Source organism: Erwinia sp. TECH1 (genome assembly GCF_054057575.1).
In genome coordinates, this window is sequence record NZ_JBSRZK010000001.1 from 1,562,998 (window position 1) to 1,575,778 (window position 12,781).

Here is a 12,781-nt window from a genome sequence, read left to right on the forward strand (position 1 = left end):
CACGGACGCGCCGCCCCCCAGGTTCGTTTCGCGCGTCCATACATGCCCAGTTCCGGTCGCTCTACTGCCGTGCTACTTCAGCGGCGTCAGGTTTTTCCAGATATGCATCACCGCGTAGCTGCGCCACGGCCGCCAGGCTTCTGCCAGCCGTTCCGCTTCTTTTGCCGTCACGCTACCCAAATTTTTTCGCACCACGATATCCGCCGCCGGAAACGCATCGGGCCAGCGTAAGGCGCGCATAGCTATGTAATGTGCCGTCCACTCGCCGATGCCCGGCAAGGCGGTCAGCCTGGCTATCATCAGCTCCGGCTGCGCGGCTGTTTCTGGCATGCCTTGCGCGCAGGCATCTGCCAGCGCCAGCAGCGTTCTGGCTCGCGTACGTACGATGCCAAGGCTGGCTATTGCTTCAGGCGTGCTGCACGCAACTGTAGACGCCTCAGGCGACAGATGCGTCAGACCGGGAACAGATGTGGTAATAACCTCGCCAAAAGCGTCAGCAAAGCGCCCGCCAAGCGTTGTGGCTGCCTTTACCGTAATCTGCTGGCCCAGTACGGCCCGCACCATCATTTCAAAGCTATCGAAAGCGCCAGGCACGCGCAGGCCGGGGTTTTTCAGCAGGCTTTCGCTCAATAAAGGATCCTGACCAAGATGCTCCGCAACGATCTGCGGATGCGCATCCAAATCGAATAAATTTCGCAGCCGCAGAAGCAAAGCAGACAAAACCGGCGCGAGTGAATGCGTAAAGGTTACCTGAAGCGAGTTTCCTGTGTGGATGACGCGGATCCAGCCCCGATGCGCGCCCAGACGCACCGTACGGGCATAGCTGACGTCATCGACCGCTTCCACGCCTTTTAGCGCGCGCAGGCGAAGAAAATCCAGCAGGGCCACCCAGTCAAAAGGGGGGCGGTAATGCAGTAACAGCGTCGAGGTATCGCTATCCGCAGGTATCTGTTTGCGCAGGCGGCCGGGCGGCATCCGGTAGCGCTTGCTAAAGGCATCGTTGAAGCGGCGCAGGCTGGCAAAACCGCTGGCCAGCGCAATTTCCGTCACCGGCAGCGCGGTTTCAGTCAGCAGCTGTTTTGCCAGCAGCAGCCGGCGAGTCTGCTTTAGCTCCAGCGGCGATACGCCCAGTTCTTTATGTACAATGCGCCGCAGCTGCCGCAGGCTGACAGAATAACGGGCCGCCAGCGTTTCCAGACTGGCGTCTTCTTCCAGCACGCCCTCGGCAATATGCTGGATAAGGCTGTCCGCAATACGTCTGCCGTTATCAATAGGCGCATTGCCGGGTGCCAGTTCAGGCCGACAGCGCAGGCAAGGGCGGAAATGCGCTTTTTCGGCGGCGGCAGCGCTGTCAAAGAACAGACAATTTTTCGCCAGCGGCGCCTTTACGGGACAGACCGGGCGACAGTAAATCCCCGTCGAGATCACGCCTACATAGAACACGCCATCGAAACGGCTGTCGCGCGAGGTAAGCGCAAGGTACGCGATTTTTGCATCAATCATCATCTTTTCCCGTCAGGCAACCTGTCTGGCAGAGTAGGCCGCTTTTCGATGCCGTGCCAGCCATTTTCGGACAGCTAACTATTTCAGATCGATGACCGAAAACGGCTGGCAACTCGGGCCGTTACGCGGATAATTACTGTCCGTAGCACGGAGGAGGAGGAAATAAGATGAGTCATTTTTACACGCTTATGCCGTCGCCGGTCGGCACGTTAAAACTGATTGCCAGCGATAAAGGGCTTGCAGCCGTACTGTGGGAAAACGAAGATCCCAGGCGTTACCGACTTCCCGAGCTGTTGCGGGAAGGATCGCATCCGATTTTGCTGGAAACGGCGCGCCAGCTTTCGGAATATTTTGCCGGCAAACGCAGGCAGTTCGCGCTGCCGCTTGATTTTGTCGGCACGGAATTTCAGAAAAAAGTCTGGGCCGCGCTGGTGGCGATCCCCTTTGGCGAAACCCGCAGCTATCGGGAGATTGCCTGCGAGATTGGGCATCCAGCCGCAGTACGCGCGGTAGGCGCGGCTAACGGCAAAAATCCCGTATCGATTATTGCGCCCTGCCATCGGGTAATCGGCGCCAACGGCAAGCTGACCGGTTTTGCCGGTGGGCTTGAGGTTAAGGCTTATTTACTGAAGCTAGAGGCGACGGATAACTTCCAGCTTCGTTAAGGGCAGCAAATAATCCGCGACAGCGGTGAAAGATTCGGCTATCTTGTTTAGCATATAAAACAAACCGGGCGGATAAGCGCGTAACTAACGTTATGGCCGCCACTCTGGTTAAGTGCACAAAACGAGAGCCGTGTGATGAGCCTGATGTTCGATCCCGAAACCGCTGTCTATCCTTTTCCGCCTAAGCCTGCCCGCTTAACGCCTGATGAAAAGCAATTTTATCGCAGCAAAATCAAAAGGCTGCTGAAAGAACGCGATGCAGTGATGGTCGCGCATTACTATACCGATCCGGAAATCCAGGCGCTGGCGGAAGAGACCGGCGGCTGCGTGGCGGATTCGCTGGAGATGGCGCGCTTTGGCAGCCAGCATCCTGCCTCCACGCTGCTGGTGGCGGGCGTACGTTTTATGGGCGAAACCGCAAAAATACTCAGCCCGGAAAAAACCATTCTGATGCCGACGCTTCAGGCGGAATGCTCGCTGGATTTGGGCTGTCCGATTGACGAATTCACCCGGTTTTGCGATGCGCATCCCGATCGTACCGTTGTCGTGTATGCCAACACTTCCGCAGCGGTAAAAGCGCGCGCGGACTGGGTAGTGACCTCCAGCATCGCCGTTGAACTGATTGAACACCTTGACGGTCTGGGGGAAAAAATTATTTGGGCGCCGGATCGCCATCTTGGCCGCTACGTTACCCGCCAGACCGGCGCGGATATTCTGTGCTGGCAAGGGGCCTGTATCGTCCATGACGAATTCAAAACCCAGGCGCTGGCGCGGATGAAAGCGCTCTATCCCGATGCGGCGGTACTGGTGCACCCTGAGTCGCCGCAGGCCATTGTCGAGCTGGCCGATGCAGTAGGCTCAACCAGCCAGCTGATTCAGGCGGCGAAAACGCTGCCGCAGCGGCAAATGATTGTGGCAACCGATCGCGGTATCTTTTACAAAATGCAGCAGGCCTGCCCGGACAAAGAGCTGCTGGAAGCGCCAACGGCGGGCGAGGGCGCAACCTGCCGCACCTGCGCGCACTGTCCGTGGATGGCGATGAACGGGCTACAGGCTATTGCAGAAGGGCTGGAGCACGGCGGCAGCGAACATGAAATTAACGTTGATGCGGCGCTGCGCGAAGGCGCGTTACGGCCGCTGGATCGTATGCTAACCTTTGCTGCATCATTAAAATAACGCCCGTTTTCAGCTACAAGGTGCCAATATGGATTTTTTCAGCACGCAAAATATTCTGGTTCACATCCCTGTAGGGGCGGGCGGCTACGACCTCTCCTGGATTGAAGCGATCGGCACGCTGGCGGGTTTGCTCTGTATCTGGCTCGCCAGCCTTGAAAAAAACATCAACTACGTTTTTGGTTTGATCAACGTCACGCTCTTCGCGGCGATCTTTTTCCAGATCCAGCTTTATGCCAGCCTGCTGCTGCAGCTCTTTTTCTTCGGCGCTAACGTTTACGGCTGGTATGCATGGACGCGGCAGACCACCGACAACCAGCAGGCGCTGCAAATTCGCTGGCTGGGCCTGCCAAAAGCCCTTGGCTGGGCGCTGTTCAGCGTGGTGGCGATTGCCCTGATGACCCTGTATATCAACCCGGTTTTTGGCTGGCTGACGGAAGTCGCCGTTAAGCTGATGCAGACGCTGGGACTAGCGGTGGCGATGCCGCAGCTTCAGCCGGACGCTTTCCCGTTCTGGGATTCCTGTCTGCTGGTGCTGTCGGTGGTGGCGATGATTTTAATGACGCGGAAATATGTCGAAAACTGGCTGCTGTGGGTGGTGATTGATGTGATTAGCGTGATGATCTTCGCTCGTCAGGGGGTTTATGCAATGTCGCTGGAATATGCCATTCTGACGTTAATTGCGCTGAACGGCTCGTGGCTCTGGATTAAAAGCGCCCGCAGGCAGGCGCTGGCTTAATCAGTGATGATGGTGGGCATGGTCGTGCCCGCTTTTTCCCCATGACAGCTCGCAGTCGCCATCGTCACAGCTCTGGTATTCCATCTGCACCGTGGCGTGCTCGATCTGATAGTGCTCGTGCAGGTAGTCATGAATACGGTGCAGCAGGGCGTCGTGATCGTAAGGCGGGATCACCTGCGTATGCAGCGTGATCACCGGCTTTTCGCCCACCAGCCACAGGTGAACGTGGTGCACGTTGCGTACCTCAGGAATATCACGCGTTAACGCCCGCTTCAGCTTCTCCACGTCCAGCAGCGGCGGCGTCCCTTCCAGCAGTTCATGAAAACTCTCTTTCAGCAGCGCCCAGGCGCTGCGCAGCACCAGCACCGCCACCAGCAGCGACAGGATCGGGTCGATGGGCGTCCAGCCGGTAAACATAATAATCAGCGCGGCAGCAATGGCGCCGACGGAACCCAGCAGATCGCCCAGCACGTGCAGCGCGGCGGCGCGAACGTTAATGTTCTTCTCTTCACTACCGTGATGCAGTAGCCAGAAAGAGAGCAGGTTCGCCAGCAGGCCCGCTACGGCAATGCCCAGCATAAAGCCACCGGCCACGGGTTCGGGATGCATAAAGCGCTGGACGGCTTCCCAGACGATCAGCGCGGTAATCACGATCAAAGCGATAGCATTGATAAACGCGGCCAGCGTAGTCAGCCGCAGCAGACCGAAAGTGTGGCGTGCGTTTGGCTTGCGGCTGGCGAACTGCACGGCCAGCAGCGCCATCAGCAGCGCGGCGGCGTCCGTGAGCATGTGTCCGGCATCGGCCAGCAGCGCCAGCGAGCCGGAAAGCAGGCCGCCAACAACTTCCGCGACCATAAAAACAGCCGTGACCAGAAAGGCGGCCAGTAAACGATTGCGGTTTCCGCCGCTATGAGAATGCGAATGCGCCATAAGTATCCATCTTTTCAATAAACCTGCTTTATCATAACAAGGAATGGAGCATGCCCGTGACGGGCTTTTTTATTGTGAATGCGCTGGGGCGGCCAATAAAAAAAGGAGAGCCTCAGCTCTCCTTTTGTCATCCGCGGCTAACTTACTGCGAGGTGCCGTCGGTTTTTCTGTCAGTACCCGGGCCTACTTTCTGGTTAATGTCAGGACATTTACCGTCTTTGCACTGGGTATTTTTATCGATCTCATCCGCGGTCATTTTCTTTTTAGCGTGATGGGTCGTTTTGTGCGTGGTATCGGCAGTGGCGTCGCCGGTATTATTGATATGGCTGTTATCAACGTTGTTCGGCGCAATATTCTGTTTTGCGCTGCCCGCTGCGGCCCCGGCGTCTGCCGCCTGGTTAGCGGTACCGTTGTTGCTGCCCGCCGCCATGGCGGAAGCGCTACCCAGAGTCATTGCTGCTGTCAGGAAAACGATTGCAAACTTTTTCATCATCTTACTCCGTTAATTTTTTTTGCGTCTTGGCGAACCAAACCCTGCTAAAAAAGCGGTTTGCATAAAGTGGAAGAGGCAACCTCTCCTTACGCAAGCGATACGCGGCGATAAAGCAGGCGATCCCTGTGCGTTTTTTTTAAGTATTAACAAGTTAAAGTGTAGTAAAAAGCGCGAAAACGGCAACTCCTACTGATAATAATTTGTGCAAAGTCGATTTACAGGCTGGGGTTCACGCGATAAATTGGTCTGGATGCGCCTGGTGTGCAGTACGGCTCAGTAACTATCTGGAAATATTATGAATTATCAGAATGATGACTTAAGAATTAAAGAAATAAAAGAACTTTTACCTCCCGTTGCGCTGCTTGAAAAATTTCCTGCCACGGAGACGGCGGTTAAAACTGTCGCTGATACCCGCCAGGCCATTCACCGTATCCTGCAAAAAAATGACGATCGCCTGCTGGTGGTGATCGGCCCTTGCTCAATTCACGATACCGAGGCCGCAAAGGAGTATGCTGCCCGTCTGCTGAAGCTGCGCGCAGAGCTGAGCGACTCGCTGGAAGTGGTCATGCGCGTTTACTTTGAAAAACCGCGCACCACGGTTGGCTGGAAAGGGCTGATCAACGATCCGCATATGGATAACAGCTATCAGATCAACGACGGTCTGCGCATTGCGCGCAAGCTGCTGGTGGACATCAACGATACCGGCCTGCCGGCGGCGGGCGAATTTCTGGATATGATCACGCCGCAGTACGTGGCCGATCTGATGAGCTGGGGCGCGATTGGCGCGCGCACTACCGAATCTCAGGTGCACCGCGAGCTTTCCTCCGGGCTTTCCTGTCCGGTCGGCTTCAAAAACGGCACCGACGGCACCATTAAAGTGGCTATTGATGCGATCAATGCCGCCAGCGCGCCGCACTGCTTCCTGTCGGTGACCAAATATGGACACTCCGCCATTGTGGAAACCAGCGGCAACGGCGACTGCCATATCATTCTGCGCGGCGGCAAAGAGCCGAACTACAGCGCGCAGCATGTGGAAGAAGTGAAGACAGGCCTGGCGAAAGCGGGCCTGGAGCCGCAAATTATGATCGACTTCAGCCATGCCAACAGCAGCAAGCAGTTTAAAAAGCAGCTGACCGTGGCGGACGACGTGGCGCAGCAGATTGCGGGCGGCGAAAAAGCGATTATCGGCGTAATGATCGAGAGCCATCTGGTTGAAGGCAATCAGAGCCTGGAAAGCGGCGAGCCGCTGGTCTACGGCAAGAGCGTGACCGATGGCTGCATCGGCTGGGAAGATACTGAAACCGTGCTGCGCCAGCTGGCAGAGGCGGTGAAAGCGCGTCGCGGATAAGTTTCCCGTACGCGACATAAAAAAATCCGCCTTTCGGCGGATTTTTTTATTGGCTCTTACTTCGCTTTACCCTGATTCGCTACGGCGGCGGCTTTAGCCGCGATCTCGTCCGCATCGCCCAGATAGTAGTGCTTGATTGGCTTGAAGTTTTCGTCGAACTCATACACCAGCGGCACGCCGGTTGGGATGTTCAGCTCAAGGATCTCTTCTTCGCTCATGTCGTCCAGGTATTTCACCAGCGCGCGCAGCGAGTTGCCGTGTGCAGCAATGATCACTTTCTCGCCTTTCTTCATGCGCGGCAGAATAGACTCGTTCCAGTAAGGCAGCACGCGATCGATGGTCAGCGCCAGGCTTTCGGTAGTCGGCAGCTGCTCGGCAGTCAGCGCGGCGTAGCGCGGGTCGTGGCCAGGGAAACGTTCGTCAGCGCGATCCAGCTCCGGCGGCGTGACGGCAAAGCCGCGACGCCACTGTTTAACCTGCTCGTCGCCATATTTCTGCGCGGTTTCCGCTTTATCCAGACCCTGCAGCGCACCGTAGTGACGCTCGTTCAGACGCCAGGATTTTTCAACCGGCAGCCAGGCCTGATCCACTTCGTCAAGAATGTTCCACAGCGTGTGGATGGCACGTTTCAGCACGGAGGTATAAGCGAAATCGAAGGTAAAGCCTTCTTTTTTCAGCAGCTGACCCGCCGCTTTCGCTTCGGTACGCCCTTTATCGGACAGATCGACATCGTACCATCCGGTAAAGCGGTTTTCGTTGTTCCACTGGCTTTCGCCGTGACGTACCAGAACCAGCTTAGTTACAGCCATAGCTTAACTCCTTAATAATCTGACGTTTCTAAGATAACGGAAAGCGAAAATTGCCGACGCAATTTTAACTGGCCATTACCATAGCGGAAATCTGCGCGCCACGTAAGCCTGCCGCAGGCGCGATGCACGTTTTTCATGCGCTTAATCAAAGCGGCGTCAGGCGATAACGCGTTTCTGACTGATACGATTCACCTGGCTGCAGCCAGCAGTCGGGCTGCGGCCATTCCGGATGATTAGGCGAGTCGGGTAAAAACTCGCTCTCCAGCGCAATGCCCTGAAAGGCAGTATAGACGTCCTGCTCGCGAGCCGGGGTGCCTTCCAGATAATTTCCTGAATAGAACTGTAGCGCAGGCGCGGTGGTAAACACGCTGAGCTTCAGCCTGCCGTCGGCCGACCACAGCTCCGCGTCCGGCTGCGTATCGTCACCGCCGTTCAGCAGAAACGCGTGATCGTAGCCTTTGACCGCGCGCTGATCGTCATCCAGCAGGAAGTCCTGCGCCACCGTTTTGATCTCTCTGAAATCAAAGCCGGTATCGGTGACGTCGGTCAGCAGGCGGTTGGGAATGCCTTCGCTGTCGACCGGCAAATAATGGTCGGCACGCAGGCGCAGGCGATGATGGCGCGCGTCGCCGTGCTGCGCATCCAGATTGAAATAGGCGTGGTTGGTCAGATTAACCGGACAGGCCTGGTCCACCGTGGCGTGATAGCGGATCGTGAGCGTATTGTCCTCTTCCAGCCGATAGCGCAGGGTAACCTGGAGATGGCCGGGATAGCCCTGATCGCCGTCAGGGGAATCCAGCTGATATTCGACTTCCTGGCCGGTCTGGCTGACGATCTGCCAGCGACGGGCGTGAAAGCCCTGTGGCCCGCCGTGCAGCTGATGTTTCCCCTGATTGGCCGCCAGCTGCCAGCGCTGCTCGCCTGCACTGATAGCGGCGTTAGCGATACGGTTGGCGTAGCGGCCAACCGTTGCGCCCAGATAGGCGGTCTGATTAAGGTAGTCGGCCGGCGTGGCACAGCCCAGCAGCGCTTCGCGCACGCTGCCGTCTTTCATCGGCACGCGCGCGGAAAGCCAGGTGGCGCCCCAGTCCATAAAGGTCGCTACCATGCCGCCCGCGTTGCGCAGCGTTGTGATGCGCCACGGCTGGCCGTCTGGCGCATGCGAGTGACTCAGCATGGGCCCGCTCCTTCAGAGGCTTTGCAGACGTAGAAAGTTTCTTTAATGCCGGACTGCGCCTCGTACTGCTCCGCCACGGCCGCTTTCACGCTGTCGACCAGATCCAACGGCATCAGCGCCACCACGCAGCCGCCAAAGCCGCCGCCGGTCATGCGCACGCCGCCGCGATCGCCCAGGCTGTTTTTCACAATGGTTACCAGGGTATCGATTGGCGGCACGGTGATTTCAAAATCGTCGCGCATGGAAGCGTGAGATTCCGCCATCAGCACGGCGATGCGCGCCAGATCGCCCTTCGCCAGCGCATCCGCCGCTTCCAGCGTGCGGGCGTTTTCGGTCAGCACGTGGCGCACGCGTTTGGCGACCAGCGGGTCAAGCTCATGCTCCATCGCTGCAAACTGCGCCAGATCGACATCGCGCAGCGAACTTTTGTTAAAGAATTTTGCGCCCGCTTCGCACTGCTGACGGCGAGTGTTGTACTCACTGCCCACCAGGTTACGGCGGAAGTTAGAGTTGATGATCACTACTGCGATATCTTCCGGCATCGGCACCGGACGCGTGCCCAGCGTGCGGCAGTCGAGCAGCATCGCATGATCTTTCTCGCCCAGCGCCGAGATCAGCTGATCCATGATGCCGCAGTTACAGCCGACAAACTGGTTTTCCGCTTCCTGGCCGTTTACGGCAATCTGCGCGCCGTCCAGCGGCAGCGCATACAGATGACGGAACACGGTGCCGACCGCCACTTCCAGCGAGGCAGAAGAGCTGAGGCCCGCGCCCTGCGGCACGTTGCCTGCAATCACCATATCCACGCCGTTGAAGTCAGGAATGCGTTTTTGCAGGTGCTTGACCACGCCGCGCACGTAGTTTGACCACATCTGCGTGTCATGCGGAGTAATCGCCTCGTCCAGCGAAAAAATATCTTCCTGATTTTCATAGTCGGCGGCGATGACGCGTACCTGGCGATCGTCGCGTTTGGCGCAGGCGATCACGGTCTGATAATCAATAGCGCAGGGCAGCACAAAACCATCGTTATAGTCGGTGTGCTCGCCAATCAGGTTAACGCGGCCCGGCGCCTGGATAGTTTGCGGCGCGGCATAGCCAAATTTTTCGCTGAAAATCTGTTGGGTCAGGGTTTTTAAACTCATGGTTATGCTCCGGTCTCGCGGAAATGAATATCGCTGACGGCACGCAGCCGTTCAGCCGCCTGTTCCGCCGTTAAATCACGTTGGGTTTCGGCCAGCATTTCATAGCCAACCATAAACTTGCGCACCGTGGCGGAACGCAGCAGCGGCGGGTAAAAATGCGCGTGAAGCTGCCAGTGGTCGTTGGCGTCGTCGTTGAACGGCGCGCCGTGCCAGCCCATAGAGTAGGGGAAGGAGCACTGGAACAGGTTGTCATAGCGGCTGGTCAGCTTTTTCAGCGCCACGGCCAGATCGGCCCGCTGCGCGTCCGTTAAGTCGGTCAGGCGCTTGACGTGCGCTTTCGGCAGCAGCAGCGTCTCGAACGGCCAGGCGGCCCACCAGGGCACCACGGCCAGCCAGTGGTCGGTTTCCACCACCGTGCGGCTGCCGTCATTCAGCTCGCGGCTGGCGTAATCCACCAGCATCGGCGACTGGTTTTTCGCAAAATAAGCGCGCTGGAGATCGTCCTCGCGTTTGGCTTCGTTAGGCAGGAAGCTGTTGGCCCACACCTGGCCGTGAGGATGCGGATTGGAGCAGCCCATCGCTGCGCCTTTGTTCTCAAACACCTGTACCCACGGGTAGTGCTGACCCAGATCGGCAGTCTGCTCTTGCCAGGTGCGAACCACGTCTTCCAGCGCGGAAACCGACAGCTCCGGCAGCGTTTTGCTGTGATCCGGTGAAAAGCAGATCACCCGGCTGGTGCCGCGCGCGCTTTCGCAGCGCATCAGCAGGTCGTCGCTCTCCGGCGCGTCCGGCGTATCGGTCATCAGCGCAGCAAAGTCGTTGGTAAACACATAGGTGCTGGTGTAATCGGGATTTTTATCGCCGGTTACGCGCGTGTTGCCGGGGCAAAGAAAGCAGTCCGGATCGTGCGCAGGCAGCTTCTCCTGAGAAGGCGTCTCCTGTGCGCCCTGCCAGGGGCGTTTGGCACGATGCGGAGAAACCAGAATCCACTGATCGGACAGTGGGTTATAGCGGCGATGCGGATGATCGACCGGATTAAATTTCTGCATATTGAGTCCTGATTACTTTGTAATGCCTGCAAGCCTGAAAGAAAAATAGCACAGCGCGGAACGATAAAGCGTGATCGAGTGTGAATAAATGGAATCGTTTACACAAGATGAAAATTCCGAAGAGGCAGGTTTCACGGCTGTTTAATCCATAAATTCCTTTCCCGCTACGGTTGAAAGTGGTAGCGGTTACACGGGGCGTGCCGCCTGTCGACAGGGCAGGGGAAATCTATGGCGAGTAAATATCAGATTAATCGGATGACGCTCTGGCACACCGGCACCTTGAAACCATCGTTGGTGTTTAGTGCCAACATACTAAGGCTGCGCGAGCTATTAGTGCCAACATACTAAAAGAACGAAAAGAGTAGCGCTAACATCCAGGCAGGCGAGCGTTCGCCGCTTGTCAGGACGTATAGACGAGACACGACCGTCGAACACAGGGATACGCGTGCCGAGGCTCCAGGAACGGACTTACGCCATGTCTACGTCATGCATGGCGCAGTTGGTATATACCAAAAAGTGTAGCGGTACTATACGCGGTTATTCAGGCCGTACAGGGGCAGATAATCATGGCTTTACTCGGTAGAATAATGTCGAAATCTACGAACCAGATATGAGCGACTGTGTTACTGGCCATTATGGGAGTGCGCCTTTTTTTAAAAGCACTAAGTGTTGGGGATGAAATAAACGGTCTGTTCTTAATTCAGGCTACAATCACAAGAAAACAATCATTATAAAAATACAGTATATTTTGGGTTGTCGAAGGTACTCATATGTCGTATAAAACATGCGTAAGGACTGATTTGTCAGATAAGTAAAGCATAGTGGAACGCACGTTTTAAAATTTCTTTGGTACTCAACAAGGCGAGGGTTTCTGATATTAACGCTCAGTTTTATTGAGCAGCATAGAGAAATAAATGGAGATTTTTTATATGGATATGCGTAACTTTGAACAATGCAGGAAGATGACAAAATCCCCTTCATGGACTTTCCTTGATGTATTCCGTTGGAAAATACTTCCTGAAAGATTCGGCGGTGGCAGATCTTATGCCAGAGGTTTTAAAGATACCTGGGTCAAAAAACAGAGTTTGCTTATCAGATCGGCTGCTCTTCGCTATAAACTGCCCCCAGAATTACTTGCTGGTGTCTGCTGGATTGAGGTAGGCGGTGATCCAGATATTATAGATCGTTTTGCTTTTGAAGTTCGCTTCATAGACTGGAGCGGCCCAGTCTGTATCGATCGTAATCTTACTGTAACCTCTCCGCCGGCTAAAACCTCGTTTGGCTTTGTCAGCATGCAACTGCGTACAGCAGCTAAAACTATGGGCCTTAATGCAGACAAGATGAGTACATCAGAACTCCGCTCGCTATCACGGTGTCTTGAAAAAGATGCCTATAACATTACCCTCGCGGCTATGCACTTACGCCAGCTTGCTGACTATGACAAGTTACCCTCTCGGCTCAGTATGAATGATGTGAGAATTATTGGAGCCAGATATAACCGGGGCACCAATCCGAGTCTGGAAAGCATCAAAAAAGATACGCGATATGGTGATTTTATTGTCAAAAACTGGCAGCATTTTACCAGACTGGTCTCGTAACAGGGTCATGATTTTATGAATAAGTTTTTTAGAATTGCATTTATTCTTTTTTATCTGGTTTGCATGGTGCTGATTTATTTATCTATGGTTGATAAATACGATGTTATCTACGATATGGATTCGACTATCCCGCAAGGTTCATTAAATAATAACAG

At 55.6% G+C, this 12,781-nt stretch carries 12 protein-coding genes; 5 read left to right on the forward strand and 7 right to left on the reverse strand.

Annotated elements, in window-relative coordinates; all coding sequences use genetic code 11:
* Positions 1-72: 72 nt before the first annotated feature.
* Positions 73-1,503 (reverse strand): DNA-3-methyladenine glycosylase 2, encoded by a 1,431-nt coding sequence (locus ACVWZ0_RS07350; RefSeq protein WP_253454866.1) that lies wholly within the window; start codon positions 1,501-1,503, stop codon positions 73-75.
* 167 nt (positions 1,504-1,670) lie between these two features.
* Between ACVWZ0_RS07350 and ACVWZ0_RS07355 the strand changes: the two genes are divergently transcribed.
* The 3 genes from ACVWZ0_RS07355 (at position 1,671) to pnuC (ending at position 4,080) form a co-directional block, all read left to right on the forward strand.
* On the forward strand, positions 1,671-2,168 hold the full coding sequence (locus ACVWZ0_RS07355; RefSeq protein ID WP_253454865.1) for a methylated-DNA--[protein]-cysteine S-methyltransferase: 498 nt from the start codon (positions 1,671-1,673) through the stop codon (positions 2,166-2,168).
* 135 nt (positions 2,169-2,303) lie between these two features.
* On the forward strand, positions 2,304-3,344 hold the full coding sequence (gene nadA / locus ACVWZ0_RS07360; protein ID WP_253461066.1) for a quinolinate synthase NadA: 1,041 nt from the start codon (positions 2,304-2,306) through the stop codon (positions 3,342-3,344).
* 28 nt (positions 3,345-3,372) lie between these two features.
* A complete protein-coding gene (gene pnuC, locus ACVWZ0_RS07365; protein WP_253454864.1) occupies positions 3,373-4,080 on the forward strand; it encodes a nicotinamide riboside transporter PnuC in 708 nt (235 codons plus the stop codon).
* On the opposite strand, the gene zitB is transcribed toward pnuC, so the two are convergent.
* Together zitB and ACVWZ0_RS07375 are read right to left on the reverse strand one after the other, a co-directional pair.
* On the reverse strand, positions 4,081-5,010 hold the full coding sequence (gene zitB, locus ACVWZ0_RS07370; protein WP_253454863.1) for a CDF family zinc transporter ZitB: 930 nt from the start codon (positions 5,008-5,010) through the stop codon (positions 4,081-4,083).
* 142 nt (positions 5,011-5,152) lie between these two features.
* Positions 5,153-5,503, reverse strand: a complete 351-nt coding sequence (locus ACVWZ0_RS07375; protein WP_253454862.1) for a YbgS-like family protein — start codon at positions 5,501-5,503, stop codon at positions 5,153-5,155.
* 295 nt (positions 5,504-5,798) lie between these two features.
* Between ACVWZ0_RS07375 and aroG the strand changes: the two genes are divergently transcribed.
* Entirely contained in the window at positions 5,799-6,851 is a 1,053-nt protein-coding gene (gene aroG / locus ACVWZ0_RS07380; protein ID WP_253454861.1) for a 3-deoxy-7-phosphoheptulonate synthase AroG, read from the forward strand.
* Between the two features lie 56 nt (positions 6,852-6,907).
* Here aroG and gpmA read toward each other — a convergent pair whose 3' ends face one another.
* From gpmA to galT, 4 genes are all read right to left on the reverse strand, one after another.
* On the reverse strand, positions 6,908-7,660 hold the full coding sequence (gene gpmA, locus ACVWZ0_RS07385; protein WP_253454860.1) for a 2,3-diphosphoglycerate-dependent phosphoglycerate mutase: 753 nt from the start codon (positions 7,658-7,660) through the stop codon (positions 6,908-6,910).
* Between the two features lie 145 nt (positions 7,661-7,805).
* Positions 7,806-8,837 carry a galactose-1-epimerase gene (gene galM, locus ACVWZ0_RS07390; protein ID WP_253454859.1) on the reverse strand — a complete coding sequence of 344 codons (1,032 nt, stop codon included), beginning with the start codon at positions 8,835-8,837 and terminating at the stop codon, positions 7,806-7,808.
* Positions 8,831-9,979 (reverse strand): galactokinase, encoded by a 1,149-nt coding sequence (gene galK, locus ACVWZ0_RS07395; protein WP_253454858.1) that lies wholly within the window; start codon positions 9,977-9,979, stop codon positions 8,831-8,833. The genes galM and galK overlap by 7 nt, the downstream gene beginning before the upstream one ends.
* A 2-nt stretch (positions 9,980-9,981) precedes the next feature.
* Positions 9,982-11,028 (reverse strand): galactose-1-phosphate uridylyltransferase, encoded by a 1,047-nt coding sequence (gene galT, locus ACVWZ0_RS07400; RefSeq protein WP_253454857.1) that lies wholly within the window; start codon positions 11,026-11,028, stop codon positions 9,982-9,984.
* Between the two features lie 914 nt (positions 11,029-11,942).
* On the opposite strand from galT, the gene ACVWZ0_RS07405 reads away from it, so the two are divergent.
* Positions 11,943-12,626: a hypothetical protein gene (locus ACVWZ0_RS07405; RefSeq protein ID WP_253454856.1), complete on the forward strand. Its 684-nt coding sequence runs from the start codon at positions 11,943-11,945 to the stop codon at positions 12,624-12,626.
* The last annotated feature ends 155 nt before the right edge of the window (positions 12,627-12,781 follow it).